The 22,055-nt window shown below is 42.1% G+C and carries 18 protein-coding genes; 8 read left to right on the top strand and 10 right to left on the bottom strand.

Annotated elements, in window-relative coordinates; genetic code table 11:
- Both miaE and mutS read right to left on the bottom strand, forming a co-directional pair.
- A complete protein-coding gene (miaE, locus tag PR761_RS16245; protein ID WP_006815222.1) occupies nucleotides 1–762 on the bottom strand; it encodes a tRNA isopentenyl-2-thiomethyl-A-37 hydroxylase MiaE in 762 nt (253 codons plus the stop codon).
- 1 nt (nucleotide 763) lies between these two features.
- Entirely contained in the window at nucleotides 764–3,331 is a 2,568-nt protein-coding gene (gene mutS, locus PR761_RS16250) for a DNA mismatch repair protein MutS (protein ID WP_154610692.1), read from the bottom strand.
- 329 nt (nucleotides 3,332–3,660) lie between these two features.
- Between mutS and rlmF the strand changes: the two genes are divergently transcribed.
- Nucleotides 3,661–4,626: a 23S rRNA (adenine(1618)-N(6))-methyltransferase RlmF gene (gene rlmF, locus PR761_RS16255; protein ID WP_166806852.1), complete on the top strand. Its 966-nt coding sequence runs from the start codon at nucleotides 3,661–3,663 to the stop codon at nucleotides 4,624–4,626.
- 164 nt (nucleotides 4,627–4,790) lie between these two features.
- On the opposite strand, the gene PR761_RS16260 is transcribed toward rlmF, so the two are convergent.
- Nucleotides 4,791–5,687 (bottom strand): LysR family transcriptional regulator, encoded by an 897-nt coding sequence (locus PR761_RS16260; protein WP_154610691.1) that lies wholly within the window; start codon nucleotides 5,685–5,687, stop codon nucleotides 4,791–4,793.
- Nucleotides 5,688–5,811: 124 nt separating this feature from the next.
- Here PR761_RS16260 and PR761_RS16265 point away from each other — a divergent pair, with 124 nt between their 5' ends.
- The 3 genes from PR761_RS16265 to PR761_RS16275 all read left to right on the top strand — a co-directional run bounded on the left by PR761_RS16265 (nucleotide 5,812) and on the right by PR761_RS16275 (nucleotide 8,717).
- Nucleotides 5,812–7,458: an alpha-keto acid decarboxylase family protein gene (locus PR761_RS16265; RefSeq protein WP_006815218.1), complete on the top strand. Its 1,647-nt coding sequence runs from the start codon at nucleotides 5,812–5,814 to the stop codon at nucleotides 7,456–7,458.
- Between the two features lie 245 nt (nucleotides 7,459–7,703).
- Entirely contained in the window at nucleotides 7,704–7,973 is a 270-nt protein-coding gene (locus PR761_RS16270) for a DUF1471 domain-containing protein (RefSeq protein ID WP_006815217.1), read from the top strand.
- Between the two features lie 195 nt (nucleotides 7,974–8,168).
- Nucleotides 8,169–8,717 (top strand): DedA family protein, encoded by a 549-nt coding sequence (locus PR761_RS16275; RefSeq protein ID WP_006815216.1) that lies wholly within the window; start codon nucleotides 8,169–8,171, stop codon nucleotides 8,715–8,717.
- Between the two features lie 56 nt (nucleotides 8,718–8,773).
- Here the strand turns inward: PR761_RS16275 and PR761_RS16280 are convergent, their stop codons facing one another.
- The 5 genes from PR761_RS16280 to gltS all read right to left on the bottom strand — a co-directional run bounded on the left by PR761_RS16280 (nucleotide 8,774) and on the right by gltS (nucleotide 14,597).
- Complete coding sequence (locus tag PR761_RS16280) at nucleotides 8,774–10,414, bottom strand: alpha-keto acid decarboxylase family protein (protein ID WP_112837299.1); 1,641 nt, start codon at nucleotides 10,412–10,414, stop codon at nucleotides 8,774–8,776.
- 223 nt (nucleotides 10,415–10,637) lie between these two features.
- Complete coding sequence (locus PR761_RS16285) at nucleotides 10,638–10,991, bottom strand: RidA family protein (RefSeq protein ID WP_006815214.1); 354 nt, start codon at nucleotides 10,989–10,991, stop codon at nucleotides 10,638–10,640.
- 3 nt (nucleotides 10,992–10,994) lie between these two features.
- Nucleotides 10,995–12,236 (bottom strand): D-amino acid dehydrogenase, encoded by a 1,242-nt coding sequence (locus tag PR761_RS16290; protein WP_006815213.1) that lies wholly within the window; start codon nucleotides 12,234–12,236, stop codon nucleotides 10,995–10,997.
- Between the two features lie 56 nt (nucleotides 12,237–12,292).
- A complete protein-coding gene (locus tag PR761_RS16295; RefSeq protein WP_112837298.1) occupies nucleotides 12,293–13,201 on the bottom strand; it encodes a LysR family transcriptional regulator in 909 nt (302 codons plus the stop codon).
- 190 nt (nucleotides 13,202–13,391) lie between these two features.
- A complete protein-coding gene (gene gltS / locus PR761_RS16300; RefSeq protein ID WP_006815211.1) occupies nucleotides 13,392–14,597 on the bottom strand; it encodes a sodium/glutamate symporter in 1,206 nt (401 codons plus the stop codon).
- A 679-nt stretch (nucleotides 14,598–15,276) separates the two neighbouring features.
- Between gltS and mdlC the strand changes: the two genes are divergently transcribed.
- From mdlC to nadS, 3 genes are all read left to right on the top strand, one after another.
- The gene (mdlC, locus tag PR761_RS16305) at nucleotides 15,277–16,908 is read left to right on the top strand and encodes a benzoylformate decarboxylase (RefSeq protein ID WP_006815210.1); all 1,632 of its coding nucleotides are present in this window, start codon (nucleotides 15,277–15,279) and stop codon (nucleotides 16,906–16,908) included.
- Nucleotides 16,909–17,043: 135 nt separating this feature from the next.
- Nucleotides 17,044–17,376: a type II toxin-antitoxin system RelE/ParE family toxin gene (locus PR761_RS16310; protein ID WP_039855194.1), complete on the top strand. Its 333-nt coding sequence runs from the start codon at nucleotides 17,044–17,046 to the stop codon at nucleotides 17,374–17,376.
- A 1-nt stretch (nucleotide 17,377) separates the two neighbouring features.
- Nucleotides 17,378–17,662, top strand: a complete 285-nt coding sequence (gene nadS, locus PR761_RS16315) for a NadS family protein (protein ID WP_006815208.1) — start codon at nucleotides 17,378–17,380, stop codon at nucleotides 17,660–17,662.
- A 94-nt stretch (nucleotides 17,663–17,756) separates the two neighbouring features.
- Here nadS and PR761_RS16320 read toward each other — a convergent pair whose 3' ends face one another.
- Together PR761_RS16320 and PR761_RS16325 are read right to left on the bottom strand one after the other, a co-directional pair.
- Nucleotides 17,757–19,097 carry an NCS2 family permease gene (locus PR761_RS16320; protein ID WP_112837297.1) on the bottom strand — a complete coding sequence of 447 codons (1,341 nt, stop codon included), beginning with the start codon at nucleotides 19,095–19,097 and terminating at the stop codon, nucleotides 17,757–17,759.
- Nucleotides 19,097–20,905 carry an adenine deaminase gene (locus PR761_RS16325; protein ID WP_112837296.1) on the bottom strand — a complete coding sequence of 603 codons (1,809 nt, stop codon included), beginning with the start codon at nucleotides 20,903–20,905 and terminating at the stop codon, nucleotides 19,097–19,099. Before PR761_RS16325 ends, PR761_RS16320 begins: the two co-directional genes overlap by 1 nt.
- A 148-nt stretch (nucleotides 20,906–21,053) precedes the next feature.
- On the opposite strand from PR761_RS16325, the gene PR761_RS16330 reads away from it, so the two are divergent.
- The gene (locus PR761_RS16330; RefSeq protein WP_006815205.1) at nucleotides 21,054–21,989 is read left to right on the top strand and encodes a LysR family transcriptional regulator; all 936 of its coding nucleotides are present in this window, start codon (nucleotides 21,054–21,056) and stop codon (nucleotides 21,987–21,989) included.
- Nucleotides 21,990–22,055 lie beyond the last annotated feature (66 nt).

Raw genomic sequence — 22,055 nt, forward strand, 5'->3', positions numbered from 1 at the left:
TTAAACGGGTACACCACTGTGAAACTTGAAATCATCATCAGGGGCTAAGATTAATTGCGCTTCGATTTCTCCGTAGAATTTGACTCGTTCTGAGATATCTGTTTTGCTAACTAATTGAGCTAGCTGAAGATAATCTTGATAATGACGGGCTTCAGAACGTAATAGAGAGGTATAAAAACTCGCTAACTGTTCATCTAAATGAGGCGCTAATTTTGCAAAACGTTCACACGAACGCGCCTCAATATAGGCACCAATAATCAGCTTATCGACGAGAGTTTTAGGGTCACGAGGATCTAAATGGCTGAATAGCCCCTTAGCATAGCGACCTGCGCTGATCCCATCGTAAGGAATATTTCGTTCATGCATAATTTCCAATACTTGGTAGAAATGGTGCAATTCTTCTTTAATCAATAGCACCATTTTATCAATTAAATCTTGGCTATAGGGGGAATTTTTCTTCGCCAAAATATGTTTGGAAACCTGATTTTTATTTTTTAGCGTGTGAACATCACCAATTCGATCATAAGCAAAAGACTCATAAGGCTTAAACCATTCTAAAAGAATGGCGGCACTTTCTTTATCTACGGCATATTTACGGATCAAAAACATGGCACTTTGCGCAGCTTTTAATTCGCACAGTAGATGGTCTTTTAAGATAATGGGCAGATTTTCAGGCTGACTTGCTTTGTGGATCCACGCATTCGGGGTTTCACAATGCAAAAATTGCTTAATCGGTGCCAAAAGTTCTGCGTACTCATCCATATTATTTATCCATTTCCTTCAAGCGATATAACCATTCAAGGGCTTGGCGTGGAGTTAACTTATCAGGGTCGATTTCATTTAACGCCACTAATACGGGGGACGGTTCCTCTTCGACAATGTCAAGGAAGTTTAATTGAGCGCTATCCACATGGCTGGTATTTGCATTATTTGAAATAACCTCAAGCTCTTTAAGCTTCTGTTTTGCGCGCTTGATCACCTCTTTAGGCACACCAGCGAGGGAAGCTACCGCAAGACCATAACTTTTACTCGCTGCTCCTTCTTGAACATTGTGCATAAAGGCGATGGTATCACCATGTTCAATGGCATCGAGATGAATATTTACAGCCCCTTCAAGCTTTTCAGGCAATGTAGTGAGCTCAAAATAGTGAGTGGCAAATAGGGTCATCGCTTTGATGCGATTAACTAAGTTCTCCGCACAAGCCCAAGCGAGTGATAAACCATCATAGGTTGAGGTTCCGCGGCCAATTTCATCCATCAAGACTAAACTGTGTTCCGTCGCGTTATGCAAAATATTAGCAGTTTCCGTCATCTCCACCATAAAGGTTGAACGCCCAGAAGCGAGGTCATCAGATGCGCCAACACGAGTAAAAATACGGTCAACGGGACCAATTACGGCTTTGCTGGCAGGGACAAAACTCCCAATATAGGCGAGCAATGTAATCAGCGCAGTTTGGCGCATATAGGTACTTTTACCACCCATATTGGGCCCCGTAATAATCAACAAACGGCGCTGTGGAGAAAGGGATAATGGGTTAGAGATAAACGGTTCACTCAGAACGCGCTCTACAACGGGGTGACGACCTTCTGTGATCTGAATTCCCGGTTTGTCCGTGAGTTGAGGGCATGCATAACCTAATGTTTCGGCTCGCTCGGCTAGGTTAGCCAGTACATCTAATTCAGCAAGCGCTTCTGCGCTAGTTTGCAGTGCCGCCAAATGTGGCAGCAGCATATCGAACAACTCATCATAGAGCGCTTTTTCGATGGCGAGAGCTTTTCCTTTTGACGTCAGAACTTTGTCTTCATATTCCTTCAGTTCAGGAATAATGTAGCGCTCGGCATTTTTCAGCGTTTGGCGACGAACATAGTGGATCGGTGTTAAATGGCTCTGACCGCGACTCACTTGGATATAGTAGCCATGTACCGCGTTATAGCCGACTTTTAATGTATCGATTCCCAGTTTTTCTCGCTCACGAATTTCTAAGCGGTCAAGATAGTCGGTTGCTCCATCGGCTAATGCGCGCCATTCGTCGAGTTCGCTATGATAGCCAGGGGCAATCACACCACCATCCCTAACTAACACTGGCGGCGCTTCGACAATCGCTTTCTCTAACAGACTTTGCAGTTCATCAAATTGCCCAATGCGTGTTTGTAGTGTTTGTAAATAACCACAGTCAGACTGTTCAAGGATTTGGTGAATATCATGATATTGCTGGAATGCATGACGCATGCGAGTGAGATCACGGGGGCGAGCTGAGCGTAATGCTAAACGTGCAAGAACGCGTTCAAGGTCGCCAATTTGGCGTAGAAATGGCTGCAATTCTAATCCACACTCTTGCAATGCCCCGATGGCTTGTTGGCGATGAGTAAGCACATCAATATTGCGTAGTGGAGTGTGTAACCAGCGTTTCAGCATTCGGCTACCCATAGGGGTCACACACAGGTCTAGGATTGCCGCTAGCGTGTTCTCTGTTCCGCCTGCGAGGTTTTGAGTTAGCTCTAAGTTGCGACGTGTTGCCGCATCTAAAATAACATTATCATTCTGTTTTTCCATGATAATGCTACGAATGTGGGGGAGCGAAGTACGTTGGGTATCTTTAACGTATTGCAGTAAACAACCTGCGGCTCTTAGGGCTTTATGGGCATTTTCAACACCAAAGCCAATCAGATCTTTGGTACCAAATTGCAAGCCTAATTGCTGTTTCGCTGTGTCTAATTCAAACTCCCAGAGTGGGCGACGACGTAAGCCTTTACTGTGTTCAATTAATGGCATGCTGGCAAAATCTTCGGGATAGAGTAATTCCGCAGGTCGAGTACGTTGAAGCTCTGCTTTTAATGACTCTTCATCGTCGATTTCACTGATAATAAATCGCCCGGAAGTGATATCTAAGGTCGCAAAACCGTAGCCCTGAGCATCTTGCCAAACAGCGGCTAATAGGTTGTCTTGGCGCTCATTTAATAACGCTTCATCAGTAATCGTACCCGGAGTTACAATTCGCACAACTTGACGTTCAACGGGACCTTTGCTGGTGGCAGGATCTCCAATTTGCTCACAAATAGCGACGGATTCGCCCATCTGCACTAATCGCGCTAAATAGTTTTCTGCCGCATGGTGAGGAACCCCCGCCATTGGAATGGGTTGCCCAGCAGATTGACCGCGTTTAGTGAGGGAAATATCCAATAATTGAGAGGCTTTTTTGGCATCATCAAAGAATAATTCGTAGAAATCCCCCATACGATAAAACAGCAAAATATCCGGATGTTGAGCTTTAAGTTTTAAATACTGTTGCATCATTGGTGTGTGGGATTCGAAATTTTGTTTTTCTGTCATTTTTTTAACTTGTTGAATATTTGATGTATTTATGGGCTTTTGACTTTCGGCGTAAACGTTATTTTATCTTGTTGTTAGGGTGAATTCGCGGAAAGTTGAAAGGGCATTTGCGACCCTAATAGTAGCCCAGTTAAGGGTAAACTTGTACTGCTAATAACGGGGAATTTACCTCGCAATGTTATTGCGTGGTGAGTTGAGTTGCATGAGTTGAAACCGTTATGCCAATTAAGTCGATGCCCGGTCACTGAGCTAAAAGAAGAAAAGCAATATAAAAAGCAGGGTATATGGTATCGTACGCGTCAGAAATACCTTTAAGAGAGCCCTTCACGGTGGAAAAAAAGAAAACCTTCCCGCAGCAGAAAAGCGGCTTGCACCCGCGTAACCGTCATCGCTCGCGCTATGATTTCCCGGCGCTGATCGCCAGTTGCCCTGCACTGGAGCCGTTCGTCAAACCGAACGCCTGGGGCGACATCTCGGTAGATTTTGCCGATCCTGCGGCGGTTAAAATGCTCAACCGTGCGTTGCTGCAACATTTTTATGGCATCGAACACTGGGACATTCCCGCCGGTTATCTGTGCCCGCCGATCCCCGGGCGTGCCGACTATTTACACCATCTAGCTGACCTGCTGGCGACCAGTAACGGCGGTGAGATCCCTCGTGGTAAAAGCGTGGCTATCCTTGATGTGGGCGTTGGCGCCAACTGTATTTATCCGATTATTGGCTTGAATGAATACGGCTGGCGTTTTACTGGTTCGGAGATTGATCCGGTGTCGATCAATACGGCCAAAATGATCGTGGAGATGAATCCAACACTGAGAAACAGCGTGCGTCTGCGTTTGCAAAAACAACCCGAATTTATTTTGAACGGCATCATCGGCGTGGCGGAGAAATTTGATGCCACACTGTGTAATCCACCGTTCCACAGCTCTGAACAGGAAGCGCAAGCCAGCACTCGCCGCAAACTGCACAAGCTGGGTAAAGGCGAGGTAGCCGACACGCCGGTACAGAACTTTGGTGGCAAAAGTAAAGAGCTATGGTGTGAAGGCGGTGAAGAAGCCTTTGTGCGTAAAATGGTAGAGGAGAGCGTTAGCCTGGCGCAAAACTGCCTGTGGTTCACCTCGTTAATTTCTAAAAATACGACCCTGCCTTCGATTTATCACGCGTTGAAGCTGGTAGGGGCGGCCGAAGTCCGTACCATTGAAATGGCGCAGGGGCAAAAAATCAGTCGCTTTGTGGCTTGGACTTTCCACGACGCACAACAGCAGGTCGCCTGGGCGGCAGAACGCTGGCGTTAATTTCCCCGGTGCCGGTTATTTAACTGGCACCGATAAAACTTCGCATTTTCCTTTCAATTTCTGCATGTTGCATTATTCTCAATATGTCTTCCTAAAACAAGCTTGTCTAACTTAAAGGTGTCTATCAAGTCGGCGGCTATTCAGTTGTAACTCATTATAATGGTTCATAATGATGAGGGCTCATTCAGCATTTCTAACGCTAACTCGATCCACGCTGTAGCTCGGCGGCTTGGATGGGAGCCTTTTAATGTTGCCAGTGCCAGCTCATAGGACAGAATAGGCTCTGTGATTGGAATAATGGAAAGCCCCCCAATATGGTTCTTTTTCCACATACCTTCAGGGAGTAATGTCACACCAACCCCAGCGCGTACCATTGCCATCACAAGATCTATATGCCCACTACGTCCTGCGATAATCGGTTTTTTACCATGAATCCCGCAAGCATTAACAATTAATTCATTAATTCGGAAACTATCTTGAAAGAAGATAAATGGCTCATTCAGAAGTTCTGCAAACTTAACGCTATTTTGGGTGGCTAATGGATGTTGATCATTCACTAATAGCATCAATCGGTCGGTAGCAAATTGGTATAAATGAAATCGTTGTTCATCAAATGGAGACATTACCGCTGCCGTTTCTACATCTCCTTTGAGCATGGCATTCATCATATGGTTTGAACTTAATTCAATGATCTGTAGTTCGACTTGTGGATATTTCTGGCTAAATATCATGATGATATCAGCAAAATAGGTCGAAGCGATAACCGGCGGTAAACCGACCTTCAAGACCCCAGTGAGTGGGCCTGATTTGTCTTTTAGTGCGTTATTAAGATTGTCGAATTGTGCCAAAATTTGCTGAGCATGGTGAAATAAAATATCACCATAATCGGTAAGTTTCACTCCATCGGTTTCTCGGATCAGTAAAGTCGCTTCAAGCTCTTGTTCTAATTTTTGAATGCTGCGGCTGATTGCTGGTTGGGTGACGCATAATTTATCCGCCGCTCGGCTAAAGTTATTTTGTTGTACTACTTCGACAAAGTAGCGTAATCCTCGAATATCCATCGTGACCTCTATTACATTTTGTTATAGCTGCGATGATTATAAATGATTTCTGTTAATGTAACATTAGGGATAATAATAATAACGGGCTGAATAATCAGTCGAAATTATTATTTGGAGCTACATTATGAAAACAGTTATCGAATATGTTCTTGAGCGTTTACAAACACTGGGTATCAACGAAGTTTTTGGGGTTGCGGGGGACTACGCTTTCCCTATTGAAGATGCAGTCTGTGAAAGTGAAACATTGCGTTGGATCGGTAATTGTAATGAGTTAAATGCTGCTTATGCCGCGGATGGTTATGCAAGAATCAAAGGTGTTGCCGCACTTTCGACAACATTTGGTGTGGGTGAACTCAGTGCGTTAAATGGTCTTGCGGGTTCTTATGCTGAGCATTTACCTATCTTCCATTTGGTGGGAATGCCAGCGAGTGGTGTCCAGGAAAACCATCGTCTTGTTCACCATACTTTAGGTAACGGTGATTTTGATGTGTTTTATCAAATGAGCCAGCATTTGAGCTGTGCCCATACAATATTGACCCCAGAAAATTGCATTGATGAAACTGAGCGATTAATTGCAGCCGCCCTAAAAGAGCGTCGCCCTGTCTATATGGGGTTCCCCTCTGATTACGCGGTGATGCCCATCATTGCTAATGAGAAACATAAAAAAGTTGCACAACAGAAAAGTGATCCACAGTCACTCAATGCCGCAGTGAATGCCATTTTAGATAAACTTAATGCCAGCCAAAAAGCCTGTATTATTCCGGGGATCTTGGCTGCGCGGCTAGGGTATTCGGATGATGTGCAGGCAATTATTGATAAGACAGGGCTACCGTATGCCACGATGTTTATGGATAAAAGCATCGTGAGTGAATCTAACTCGACGTATATGGGAATTTATAATGGCAAATTAATGAATGCCCAAGTAGAAGAGTTTGTTGAAAGTTGCGACTGTATTTTAGGTATTGGTGCGGTATTAACTGATTTTAACTCAGGCAGTTTTACGGCATCTATCTCCCCTGAGCAAGGCATTAATATTTTAGCAGATTATGTGAAAGTGGGTTCTGCGGTTTACCCAAATGTGATGATGAAAGAGGTATTGGACAAACTGCAAATATTAGCACCTTCTTTAAAACATCAAGGTATTGCAGCTCAAGGATTGGGAGAACCTCGACAAGGAGATAATGGCCAAATTACTGCACAATATCTGTATCCGCGCTTAGAAGAAATGTTCATGGATCACGATATTGTGATTGCTGAAACAGGGACAGCATCAATGGGATTGGTTTTTGCTTTACTACCTAAAGAGGTTTCTTTTCAAACTCAATCACTGTGGGGTTCCATTGGTTGGGCAACGCCAGCGGCATTTGGCGCAGCAATTGCAGCACCCAATAAGCGCGTGATCTTAGTGACGGGGGAAGGTTCACATCAATTAACGGCGCAAGAAATTAGTCAGTTTGCGCGTTTTGGATTAAAACCGATTGTTTTTGTGCTTAATAATGATGGTTACTTAATTGAGCGATTATTATGTAAAGAGCCTGAAGCTTATTATAACGATTTACCACAGTGGAATTATGCACAATTGCCAGCGGCATTAGGTTGTACTGATTGGTATTGCCAAAAAGTCACCACTTGCGATGAGTTAGACGCTGCGATTAAACACGCTGAAGTAACAGATTCAGCAGCCTATATTGAGATAGTCATGGATAGATACGCTGCTTCAGATCTGGCACAAAAAGTAGGTAAGTCTGTGGCATCGTTGTATTCGTTTTAACATGATGCTGAGCCCTATTTTTAGTGTTGATTTAAAACGTTAGAAATCTCATCAATAAAAGCAATTTCTGCTAAGTTTAGCACGATATTAAATTTGATATTCATCGCTACATTCTTTATTTTAATAGGTAAATATAATCTTATATTAGCAGGTAAGTAATATTCATTTAATGATGCTCATAATTTCATTCTCTAAAAAAGAATGTATTTAAATGAGATGCGTTATTTTAATAAAAGGTGAGTTTGATGAATAAATTAAAAATAGCATTGGTTTCCTTGTTTTTTTTAAGTCCATTTGCGATGAGTGCAACAGAAATTAATTATGTTCAATCCATGGATATGAAATTAGTTAGTAATATCAATGTGGTAATGAATGCAGCTACAACCACGGATTATGCTAATGCGGTATCTCAAAAAGCCGATGAGGCAGGTGCGAAATATTTCATTATCACTTCAGTAACTTCTGAAGGTGAAGGTAATGATATTGCAATAACCGCTAGCTTATACAATAAATAGTCTATATTTATATTTTATGCGTTGTGATCCACTGCACTTAAGACCGGTCTAAGTGCAGTTTTTTTTACTTTTCATCCCATGACTCCCATCTTATTTTGATAAAATCCCAAACCATTTCAAAAAATAGTGTTTAGCTATGTTAAAATTTTAATGAAAGATATTGGTAATTAAAATTGTGGAAGGCAAATTTTATTTATGGCTGATGAACTTACCCGCTGGCTAATAGAGTATGGTTACTGGGCGGTATTTTTGGGCTCAATGATTGAAGGGGAAACCGCTGCGTTTTTATCGGGAATTGCAGCCCATAAACAATGGCTCTCATATCCTCTTACTATGTTATTTGCAGCATTAGGTGGGGTTGTCAGTGACAACGTTTTATTCTTTGTTGGGCGTTTCGCGGGCGCTCGAATTTTACCGCGATTTCAAAAGCATCAAGCAAAAATAGAGCGGGTACAACAGTTGATCCAGAGCCATGAAAATTGGATTATAATCGGCATTCGCTTTGCTTATGGGATGAGGACGATAGGGCCTATCATTATTGGTGCCAGCAAAGTCAATCCAATTAAATTTTTTATCCTCAATGTGATCGGCGGGATTATTTGGGGATGTAGTATTGTTTCAATAGGCTATTTTATCAGCTCGATAGTCTTTGCTTTACCATTTCACCCTCATTTATCTTGGCTGGTCATTGGACTTGTTATTGTGGGATTAGCCATTCTGATCCGCAAAAAATGGCGTCGCTAAGTCGAATATTAAATGTTGGATTAGCCACCATTATCCGTGGTGGCTTAGGTCTGTTTTTATTGCTCTGCTCGAATAATTTCACCCATTTTTTGCAGAAGTTCTGATGATTCATAGCGATCAGTTATGATTTCAATATAGGCAGCACAATCTTTGGACTCTATTTCCTCTAGTACCATTTCAAGTTCTTCACAAAGCGTGATTTTTTTACAAAGCCAATCGTGGCATCCAAAAGCAGCAGGAAGTTGAGCATAATTCCAGTGAGGGATATCGTTATAAATATACTCAGGATTTTTACAAAATAGACGCTCGATTAAATAGCCATCATTATTGAGAACAAAAATAATCGGTTTTAAACCCCAGCGCACAAACTGGCTGATTTCTTGCACCGTAAGCTGATGTGCTCCGTCACCAGTCGCTAAAATTACCCTGCGATGTGGAGCGGCAATTGCAGCACCTAAAGCTGCGGGAGTTGCCCAGCCAATGGAACCCCACAGTGATTGAGTTTGAAAAGAAACTTCTTTAGGTAACAGCGCAAAGCCTAATCCCATGGAAAATGTACCTGTTTCTGCAATAATAATGTCGTTTTGCTTGAAGAATTTTTCGAGTCTAGGGTACAAATAGGAACGGGTAATTTTCCCTGTTTCATCCGCTTGAGGAACACCCAACCCGTAGGCTTTTAAAGCATTATTCGGAATAAATGTCAGAATATCTTTGAGTTCCGAAAGCAATTCATAAATATAAATATGTGGGTAAATAACTGAGTCAATAATAACGTGATCTGCCAATATCTGAATGTGATTTTCAGGAGAAAGATTTGCGGTAAAGCAACCCGTATTAACATCACTCATTAAAGCACCGATATTTAAAACGCACTCACAGCTTTCAACAAAATTAGCGACCTCAAGGTTCATCAATCTTCCATTATAAACACCGATATATTGGCTATTGGTTTCATTCAAAACACCTTTATCCATAAACATAGTCGCATAAGGAAGATTGGTAACTTTGATAATAGTTTCTACATCTTTGACTAATTCAAAGCGGGAAACCATTGAACCAATAAGTGCGCAAGAACACTCACTGCATGTCAGCCTATTGGCGATTAAATTAATGACTTTTCTCAGAGTATTCGGGCAACTTTCTGGAAGCGATATGGGGACTTTTTTTTGTGGAACGATGGTTTGCTTGGCGTAATCTGCGGGTAGCCCTATATAAACTGGGCGACGCTCAGATAACGCATGGGTGATTAATCTTTCTATTTCATCAATGCAATTTTCGGGGGTAATAATGGTATGGGCACAGGATAGGGATTGAGCGATTCGGTAAAAAACCTCAAAATCACCATTACCTAGCGTATGATGAACGAGATATTTACCATGCTGAATATGACTCGCAGGCATGCCAACTAAATGAAAAATAGGTAGTTGTTCAGCATAAGCCCCTGCAATCCCATTAAGTGCGCTAAGCTCACCAACAGCAAATGTCGTGGCTAATGCAGCGACGCCTTTTATGCGTGCGTAGCCATCTGCAGCATAAGCGGCATTGAGCTCATTGCAGTTTCCTACCCAGCGCAGAGTATTATTTTTACAAATAGCATCATTGATGGGGAAGGCATAATCACCCGCAACACCAAATATATCCGTAATTCCTATGTCTTGTAATCGCGTTAAAATATGTTCAATGACGGTTTTAGTCATATTTACTCTCCGCTCATAAACCAATGTTCACCAACGTATATTCGGATTTAATTTGTTTTTTTAGTTTATTATTTTAATATTTATAGAATTAATAGTAGGTTAAATATACGATAAGGGGAGAATTAAATTTATTAATCGGGGAATGAAAAAAGAAATGGCTAAATAAAAATGGCATTGGAACATTAATTTAAAATATACAAATGCCATTAAGAGAAAGTGAATATTAACGCTGAGCAGCGATCACCATAATTTCGACAAGAACCTGATCTCTTGCCATATTGGCTTCTACTGCTGCACGGGCGGGGCTGAATTCAGCAGGCATCCAAGCTTCCCAAACGTGATTAAATGGTGCGAAGTCACGAGACATATCTTTAATCCAGACTTGTGCCGATAAAATACGTGTTTTATCGCTATGACTTGCGGCTAATAAAGCATCAATTTTATCTAAGACTTCTTGAGTTTGAGCGGTAATATCACCCGATAAATTAGTCGGCACTTGCCCTGATAAATAAACTAATCCAGCATATTCAACGCTATCAGCTAAGCGCGGTTTTGGGTTGTTACGTTTAATGGACATAAATTACCTCGTTAATCCTTCTAAAGAAATGGGTGATTGTTGCTGGGTAATTAATTGGCTTAATATTTCAGCGCTCCCTGCAGCTAATGTAAAACCTAAACTGCCATGACCCACGTTTAACCATAAATTGCGGTATGTTGTTTTGCCTAATATTGGCGGTCCCTTTGGTGTTGACGGACGTAAACCGCACCATGCTTCTGCTTCATCAATTTTTGGTAAGTTCGGGAATGTTTTTCTAATAATATTTTTTAAGGCAGATACTCTATTTTCCCGTAACCCTAATTTGTCGTAGCCAATATCGACCATTGCGGCAATCCGTAATTGGTCATTGAGCTTGGCATATACGATTTTGTTACCGTAATCGGTAACACTCACTTTCGGAACGATATGCTCAGCCTGAGGGTATTCCACGCTTAAGCTATACCCTTTTAACCCTAAAATTGGTACATCGATACCCAGTGGTTTCAGTAATTCACGGCTCCCATTTCCAGCACAGACAATCACATCATCGGCTTGAATTGTTCCTTGAGTCGTTTCAACCGCCGTAATTTGGTTATTCACTTGAATAAAAGATTTCACGGAGTGTTCTAAACATAACTTAAAGGTGGGTTGGGTAGATAAATATGCCAAAATATTTTTGCAGAATAAATAACAGTCTGCGGTTTCATCACTTGGGGCATAGATTGCGCCAACCAATTGTGATTGGATATTTGCCAGAGCAGGTTCTAATTCAATAATCTCTTGGGTTGTGAGTATTTTTTGGAATTCTTTATCAATGGTTTCACTGGCTTTTTTAAAGCTAGACCGCTCGCGGTGGATAATTAATTTTCCTGATTTCTCCCAAGCAAAATCAGCAATATCTCCACTTGTACGCCAAGTATTCATGATATTTTGGCTTAATAAGGACAATCTCAATAAATGATCACCATTGATTTTATTGGTTGCGCGAGTACAAGCTAAGGTAAATTGAGCCAGCCAAGTCAGTTGCTCAAGGGAAAAATTGATCCTCAAATTTAATGGAGAGTCATTTTTCCCCATCCAACGCAAACCCTGTAATGGCACACCTGCATCGGCAAGAGGCGAAACATAGCGATAGCTCAGCTGTCCACCATTGGCAAAACTTGTTTGCATGCCAACATCTGAATCAGATTCAATTAATGTGACTGTCTGACCCGCTTTTATTAAAGCATAGGCGGTACTTAATCCAATAACACCGGCACCAATAACCACCACATGTTTAGCCATAATATTCCGCAACCAATAATAACTAAGGAGTTATCATTTAACGGCGAATAGTCAGACTAAACAATTGAGTTTTCATTACCAGAGTATAACTTTTGGTTAACTACTGCGTTGCGTTTTTCTAGTATTAACGACAAAGTGTTTACATAATTTTGTGCCGCTTTGGTTAATGGTCTGTCTGCTCGATGAAAGACTGATACTGCCAGATGCAAATTTTCTTTGAGTGGGTAAATCATCGATTCTGGCAGCGTATGTTCGGCAGAAAAAATATCAGTAATGCTGCATCCAAGGCCAGCTCGGACAAATTCTGCTGCCATGTGGTAGGTATGCACACTAATATTGGATGCTGCAAATTCATGAACTTGCTGTAATAGCTGAGATAGAGAGTCTGAACCGGGGTGGATCCAACGGTCTTGATCTATATCCACTAATGAAACTGGGGAGTGGGTAGGGGGCTGGCTATCGACATACACTAACGGAATATCTGCAACGGGTAGCACCGTAATACCGCCTTCAATCGCGAGATTGAAAGCAATTCCAATATCCAAATCTTGTTGGGTTAATAATTGCAGAATATCCGTGGTGTGATGAGTTCCAATGGTCAGTTTGATATTCGGATGTTTTTTTATAAATAGCGCAGTGACTTCTGGGACTAAGTTTAACCCTAGGCTAGGAAGACAACCAATCGCGAGTTTACCTTGTGGATTACGCGATAAATTTTGCGCCAAAATTCTGAGCCTATCTAGATTTTGATAAACCTCTTTTGCCTCTTCAAATAATAAATTAGCTTCGTCAGTAGGGATTAATTTCCCTCGGATCCGCTGAAATAATACTAAACCGAGTTGTTGTTCTGCATGTTTTAATGCTTTGCTGGCTGCGGGTTGGGAGATATGTAAAACCTCTGCAGCACGAGTGAGTGAGCCACAGGTCATAACGGCATAAAAAATATCAAGGTGCCTTAACTTCATTATCAGTAACCTAAACAGTACTTTGCATTTATTCCTATTTTACCGGAAAAAAAGTCATCAATCCGATATTGGGGTCACTTATAGATAAGGAAAATAGGGAGTAAAGGGGAAATAATGAGGAAAAAATACCAAAAATAAAAATACTGGCTCATATACTTTTGGTTATGAGCCAGTATCTTGTGAGTGAAGTTTATCCGATACTGACGCCCAGCTCGATAAATAATTTAATGACGATACTGTTAGTAATATCGACAAGGAATGCGCCAACCATTGGTACGACTAAGAATGCTTTATGTGATGGGCTGAATGCTCGGGTAATGGTTTGCATGTTAGCGATAGCGGTTGGTGTTGCCCCCATCCCAAAACCACAGTGCCCCGCACTGATGACCACGGCATCATAATCACTCCCCATCATCTTAAAGGTGACAAAGCAAGCGAACAGTACCATGACGACAGTCTGAACCGCGATGATGATAAGAACAGGGCCTGCCATACTGGCTAATTGACCAAATTTCAAAGACATCAGTGCGATAGCGAGGAACAGTGATAAAGCCACACTGCCTAAGACATCGACGGTTGGTTCAAAAACTTCGTGTTTAAAGATATGTGTCAGTACGTTGCGGATAATAATACCGACAAACAGACACCAAACGAAAGTCGGCAAGTGAAGTGGTGTGTCTTTCACTAATTCGCTGATATAGCTACCTGCCACGATACAGATAATCAGCATAGAGATCGTTTCAATGATGTTATTGGCATTGATCTTTCTCTTGACGCTCGGCTGCTCAAAGGCTTCTAAAATTGTCTCTTTTTCTTGTTCTGTCGCTTTTGGAATGGCGACTTTTTTCAGTAAGTGTCTGGCGACTGGTCCCCCGACAAGACCACCTAATACCAGCCCCATGGTTGCACATGCCATGGCAAGTTCAACAGCGCCAGTTACGCCATATTTGTCTGCCAAGATTGGTCCCCATGCTCCAGCGTTACCATGACCACCAGTTAAGGTAATTGAGCCGGCAATCAGACCAATAAACGGACTTTCATTGAGCATCACAGCCATGCCCATACCGACGGCATTTTGAATAACAATTAAAATAGTGACGGCTAACGTTAAAATAACTAGCGGTTTTCCGCCTTTTATCAGCCGAGCAAAATCTGAGCTCAAGCCAATTGATGAAAAGAATGCAATCATCAATGTGCTCTGTAGAGAGGTATCAAATGAGAAACTGTAACCCGCGGTTTTATCAACAATCAACAATACGATGGCAACAATAAAACCGCCGACTACTGCATCGGGAATATGATTTTTCTGTAAAAAGGGGGTGAATTTAACAAAAATCATCCCAATAAGCAGCGCTAAGCATGCAAATAATAGCGTATAACTGGCATCTAGAATCATTATTTTACCTCACATTAGTTTACCAGAATGTGCATTTTTGCGATTTAACATTAGTTTTAAATTAAATTACTTTGCTTAACTTTTGTTTAACAATGAGTTTTGTTTGGGGTGCTATAACTTTTAGTTAACTAAATGGTTTAGAAAAATACGTTTTATCGATAGATTTAAATTTGATTTTGAATGTTATTTAAACAAAGTATTAGGAGGGGGTGTTTTAATTATTTGATTTTTATGTTTTTACTTTTAAATCACGAAAAGAGAATTGCTTATAAGAAATTATCTCTGAGCGAGATAAACACGTTGGGAAATCGAGTCGCGTCAATTGCGAGAAATGTGATGAGTAACTAATTCATAAAATATTCTATTAACAAATGTGGTTGGGGGAGATAGCCAATATTGTTATTTTTTACGTTAATAACGAAGGGTAATAACATAAATGCCAATATTATGAGATAACTCAGCCTATTTATATGGATTAAATCTTAATCCATGGTGTTTTTTCCCATTTTATTTCTATCATCGAAACATGATGAATTTCTAATGATTTGTTTTATATATAAATAATAAGAATAATTATTTATTCGGTGAGCTTTTCACTATTGTTGGCGAAATGTTTTTCATTTAGGGGATTGGTTATGATGAGGGCATTATCCACCTATCTTGATTAGGGTATTTTTATATGAAGAAAACCATTCGCCAAGTAACCTTTGACCTATTACGTGAGCTAGATATCACGACAATTTTTGGTAACCCGGGCTCGACGGAAGAGACATTTTTAAAAGATTTTCCGAGTGATTTTCGTTATATTCAGACATTACACGAAGCCTCGGCGGTAGCTGCTGCGGATGGTTACGCCCAAGGCATGCGCAAAGTCGCAATGGTCAATTTGCACACCTCGGCGGGATTAAGTAATGGGATGAGTAATATTTTAACGGCATATATGAACCGTACGCCTTTAATTATTACGGCAGGAAACCAAACCCGTGAAATGTTACTTATGGAACCTTGGTTAACCAACATAGAGCCAGAAAATTTACCAAAGCCATGGGTCAAATGGAGTTATCAACCAGCACGAGCTGAAGATGTCCCTGCCGCATTTATGCGTGCTTATGCGATGGCATTACAGCCACCTGCGGGGCCTGTATTTCTTTCAATTCCTCTTGATGATTGGGATAAACCTGCCGAGAAGGACGCTGCTGTTGTTCGTACCGTTTCTGAGCGTATAGGGTATGATCCTATCCGTTTAAAATCCTTTGCTGATGTCTTATCACAGGCTAAGAATCCGGTATTAATCTACGGTTCTGCTATTGCTAGGGGGCAGGGGTGGGATGCCGGTATTGCTCTGGCAGAAAAATTGAATATCCCTGTTTGGGCGGCACCTGCATCAGAGCGCCCTCCATTCCCAGAAACACATCCGCTCTATGCTGGTGGCTTACCTTTTGCGATCCAACCTTTAGCAGATAAGTTAAAAGGACATGATTTAGCGCTCATTATTGGCGCGCCTGTTTTCCGTTATTACCCTTATGTCGCGGGTGAATATTTACCGGACGGGCTGCGCCTGTTGCATATTACGGATGATCCAATAGAGGTAGGAAGAGCGCCTGTTGGGGACAGCATGCTAAGTGACGCAGTATTAGCTGTTGAAGGGTTAACTCAGTTGGTGTCAGCGAGAGCGGCTTCTCAAGCTAAGGTGGTGAAACAGCCACATGGTATGGCACCATATCCAGCCGCGCCAGAGACCGTAAATAACGCAACCACCTTGAGTGCGGCTCAATTATTCCGTGCATTGCGAGAAGTTTCTCCGAAAGAAACGGTTTTAGTTGAGGAATCACCATCCAACTTAGGGGAGCTACATCGTGAATGGCCTATTGAACATCCTGATTCTTTCTATACCTTTGCCAGCGGTTCATTAGGCTGGAATTTACCTGCAAGTGTGGGTATTGCATTAGCAGAAAGGGATAGCGGTAGAAATCGCCCTGTATTATCGATTATCGGCGATGGTTCGATGCAATATTCCATTCAGGGTTTATGGAGCGCAGCACAACATAATTTACCCATTGTGTTTGTGATCCCGCGAAATAGCGAGTACGCGATTTTAAAATCTTTCGCTGTTTTAGAAGAAACGCCAGGTGTACCGGGTTTGGATATTCCTAACTTAGATATTGTCGCGCTGGGTAAAGGTTATGGCTGTACCGCAGTGAAAGCCACGACGGTTGAGGAAGTTCAGCAAGCTTGCAAAGAGGCTTATAAGCGCCAAGGACCTACGGTCATTGAAGTGCCTATCTTACCCCAAATTCCACCATTGATTTGATTCATGACTCTAAATTCTAAAGTCCTCCGGTAATTATCTAATTACCGGAGGACTGGTATGGTATTTGCCTCACATTGACGCCTGATGGTGTACAGTGTACACTTTTTGTGTACGGGTCATCACAGAGGGAACATCGTGAGCCATGGAATAAAATTTATCGAAACATCTATTTTTACGCGACAAATTAAGCAGATAGCTACCGATGAGGAATTAAGGATATTACAAAATGAACTCATAGGTAGACCTGAAAAAGGCGATATAATACAAGGGACTGGTGGAATAAGAAAAATGAGGATGGCAATAGGTAGCCAAGGTAAAAGCGGCAGCGCTAGGGTTATTTACTTTTTAGCTACCAAGGAAATTATCTACCTGATAATGGCTTATCCAAAGAATATGAAAGATAGTTTAACGGATGAAGAAAAAATCGCATTGAAAAAGGTAACAAAAATACTAAAAGGTGAGGTGTAACATGAGTTTCTTTAATGAACTAAAAACATCTTTGGAAGAAGCCGTTGAGATTAAAAATGGTGAGAAAGCAGCATCAAAAATTACCTATTATGAAGTTGCTGATGTTAAAGCGATTAGAGAACAGCTTAATGTTTCACAAAGTGAATTAGCGAATGCATTAGGAACCAGTATTGATACGATTAAAAGTTGGGAATTAAAAAGACGAAATCCAACAGGGCTGGCGGCTAAAGTCTTAATTGCAATAAAAAACAATCCAGCTTTATTTAAAATATTAGCAACTAGCTGATTATTTCTTTGTGGACTTTCTTTTGAGTCTTTTTTATAAAACCCCTAGGTTAGTTAATAGCTTACGTAGGGGTTTTCTTATTTTGAATGGAAGTTTAGTGCTTCACTAGCGTCGAGAAGTAATACACGAGTGGGATGGCGAGGATCCACAAGCTAATTGGGATTTCGCGCCATTTTCCTGCAACGGCTTTAATTAAGATATAGAACAGTAACCCGCCGGCGATCCCTGTACCAAAGCTATTGGCAATAAGCGTAATCATCACCATCATCAGAACGGGCAAGCCGTCAGTGAAATTCCCTAAATCCACTTTACGTAATCCGCTAAACATATTTAAGCCGATAAGAATTAAGGCCGGTGCAGTTGCTTGTGCTGGGATCATTAATGCCACTGGGGTAAATAATAACATTAACAGGAACATACACGCTGCCGCTAAGGCGGTCATGCCTGTTTTACCGCCAGCTTCAGCCGCAGCTGAAGATTCAATTAATGCAGTTGCTGCAGGAATCCCCACTAATGGTCCCAGTGCCGCTGCGATAGAATCAACAATAAACGGGCGGTTGATATTTGGCATATTGCCTTCTTTATCTAATAGACCGGCTTCACCACCAACGGCTAATGTCGTACCCATCGTGGAGAAAAATTCCGCAGCAAAGAATACAAATAAAAACGGTAGGAATGCAATATTTAAGGCGCCAATTAAATCGACTTGCCCCAGTACCGGAGCCACAGAATGTGGGATCCCGATAAAGCTCTCGGGTAATTTAGTGACGCCAAATGGGATACCTAAAATAGTGGCAAATAATATCGCCCAGAGAATGCTACCCGGAATACGACGAGCTTGTAAGGCGATGGCGACAAAGAATCCAGACAGTGCGACTAATGCTCCCGGAGACAGAAAATCTCCCAGCATTAATGCGTTAGTTTTCGGATTGGCTAATACTAAACCCGCATTACGAAAACCAAGAATGGCAACAAATAAGCCAATCGATGCAGTTAATCCAAGTTTAATCGATTGTGGTACAGAGCGAGTGACAACCTCACGCAGCCCAAATTTGGTGAGCAAGAAAAATAGAATTCCTGACCAACATGCTATTCCTAAACCAATTTGCCAATCAATTCCTTCGCTACCTGCAAGGGTGATCCCGACCAAAACTGAGCCGCCGATTCCAGGGCCGACAATAAAAGGTAAGTTTGCATAAAACGCCATGAGTAGGCTAGCGAGAACAAATACAATGATGGTTCCCGTGGTAGCCGCACCTTTATCCATGCCACCAACTGCCAGTAAACCCGGAATGACGACTAGCAAATAAGCGGCAGCAAGAAAGCCGGTTATACCTGCTAAACATTCTGTTTTCACGGAACTTCCACGCTCACGTAAAGCAAAACGTTTTTCCAACCAACTCCCTGATGTTGGCTGATGAGAATGATTAGCCATTAATTGGCGCTCCTATCATTATTATTGGTATTTTGGGTTTGTTCGTGACGTTGTAAAACGGCATCAACAATTTGACGTGTCGTGCCGCATGTTAGTCCTAAATCGGTTAAATGAGGACCTGCATTACAAGCAAGGCAAGTGCCTTCAATCGCTTTAAAGACTCGATAAGGTGGCTCCCAATCGGCAATTTGATGGCTTAATTCCCGTAATCGGCGAAATTGAGCCGCTAATTCTGGGGCAGGTAAATCGGATAGCATACCTGCAATGGGCATAGCCACATGTGCTAGAATTTTGCCATTTTGCACTAAAGCCATACCGCCACCACTTTCGATAAGTAAGTTGGCTGCGATTGCCATATCTTCGGGATCGCGTCCTAGTACAACAAGATTATGAGAATCATGAGAATAGCTGGTGGCAATCGCACCACGTAATTCTCCCCAACCTTTGAGTAATGCCATTTGAGGCTCAGCTTGATGGCGACCATGACGATGCTGAACGCGAATTAAACTGAACTCATCAGGAAGTTGTACGATGCCATTCTCAATTTGAACGTCAACTTCTCCCCATTGAGTGAATCGAGCACCATTAATATGGCGTAGGCGTGCGGTACCATTGTTAATATCGGTGAGCCGTAATTGGCAATCTTGGGTGCGAATTGGAGATAGATGCATAGTATCTCGTGGCGGTAAGACATCGCTAGGGACGGCGAGAGGATCGATTAATTGCCCTTTTTGAGCGATCATTTTTCCGGCTACATAGACTCGGTGAGCTTCTAAGGTATTGAGTGAATCGAGTACCACTAAGTTGGCACGGCGTCCTGCTGCAATTAACCCAAGATCGTTGCGTTGTAAGCGAATAGCGCCATTGAGAGTTGCAAAACGTAAAACATCTGTGGCTTTCATTCCATGCTCAATCAGCAAGTTTAACAGTGCAATGATCCCTCCTTTTTCTATCAGAATATCAGGAGGAACATCATCGGTGCAGACAGTAATCTGCGATGATAAATGAGGCAGTGTTTGTAATGCGGCGACAATATCTGGCAGTAAATAAGGGTGTGAACCGCGGATCTCTAATGTGAGTCCAGCTCGGAGTTTTTCAAGCGCATCTTCCGCCGAAGTTAATTCGTGATCGGAGGTGACGCCTGCCGCTAGATAAGCTTGTAAATCTGCGCCTTTTAATCCCCTAGCATGACCTTCAATGATTTTTCCGGAACTTAAGCCAGCATCGAGGATCTCTTCCATGCGTTCACTACCATTGAGTACACCGAACATGTCCATGACTTCTGCAACCCCACGAACTTCCGGCCAACTCAGCATGGTGGTCATCTCTTGTCCGGCAAAGTCTGCCCCCGACATTTCTAATCCGGGAGTTGAAGGAACAGAAGAGGGAGCTGCAACCATCACGTCTAACGGGAGATTACGACTGGAATCAATGGCATAACGAACGCCCTCTAAGCCCAGCACATTCGCCAATTCATGGGGATCCCAGAATACGGCGGTGGTTCCTTGAGTGAGCACGATTTCGGCATAGCGAGCTGGGGGCAGATGAGAACTTTCTAAGTGAACATGGGTATCAATAAAGCCAGGCGAGAGATATAAGCCGGATAAATCATGGGTTTCATGGCTATCATCGCGGCTACCTGTAGGGTGAACACTGGCAATAAGGCCATCGGTAATACCGACATCAGCAGGACGAATTTCCCCAGTCACCATGTCAATAATATTGGCTTTAGTGAGTAACAGGTCAAAAGGAATTTCGCCTTTAGCTGCCTGTATAGCACGACGTCGAGTTTGCGTTGTTAGCTTCATAAAATACCATCACTGCGGATTAATGTTGGTTACTTTATGGGGTGCGCAAACGTTTGCCAAGATGATAAAATTTATCACATCATAAAGAGAGGTTATAATAAGCTCCATCATCATAATAAAAACAAACAGATTCAATGGGGATATCAGTATGAGTCAGCCTTGGCAGCGTCTTCCTGCACTTACGTTAAAGCAGCTCCAATACTTTGTGACGTTAGCTCACTTGCGCCATTTTACGGAAACAGCTAACCGTCTTGCGGTCAGTCAGCCGGCTCTAAGTAGCGCATTGCGACAAGTTGAAACCATCATTGGAGGTAGGCTGATTAATCGAACCGCCGCATCGGTTACGCTCACTGAGTTAGGTGCGGCTATTTTGCCTCACGCAGAGCGAATTTTAAGTGTGTCTCAGCGTGGGTTTAGTGATATCCAAAAAATTATCGAAGAGGGGGGAGATGGAACATTACGTATTGGGCTAGTTCCTTCCGTGAGTTCTCTGCTGTTTCCGTTAATTCCGCAGCAACTTAGCCAGCATTTTCCTCGACTCAATGTGGAATTCTATGATCAAACCAATGACTCGTTGATCAATAAGTTAGTTAACAATGAAATCGATTTTGGTATTGGCGTTATGGATAGTTCGGTACCTGCGGAGTTAACGTTATATCCATTGCAAGATGACCCATTTGTTGTGGTCGCTCATCGAGATGAAATTCTGACGGAGAATGAGTTTCATCTACCTTGGAAGCATTTAAATCATCGAGATATTGCGATATTTTCCAAAGGCAATATTAACCGTTTGGTGACGGCAACCATTGAAAGTAATCGGCTTAATACTCGCATTCGCTATCAAGTCGACTATATTGAAACCTTGTATGGATTAGTGAGATCAAAACTGGCTATCGGAATTTTACCTCAGTTATATACGGTACATTTGCGGGATCCAGACCTTAACGTTTTACAGTTGCAGCAGCCTGCATTAACGCGATCAATATCATTAATGCGCAATAGCCAGATACTGACACCCATGATGGAATCTGTGTTTCAGTTATTATTAAAAGTGTTACGCAGTAATCACACGGATAAGCCTTAAATTAAGCTAGTTTATTAGTTAGTTTTCATATTTATCTATTATTATTTAGTTTTACAATGATAAAGA

Origin of the sequence: Providencia sp. PROV210 (assembly GCF_028479445.1) — a bacterium.
Lineage (GTDB): Bacteria > Pseudomonadota > Gammaproteobacteria > Enterobacterales > Enterobacteriaceae > Providencia > Providencia rustigianii.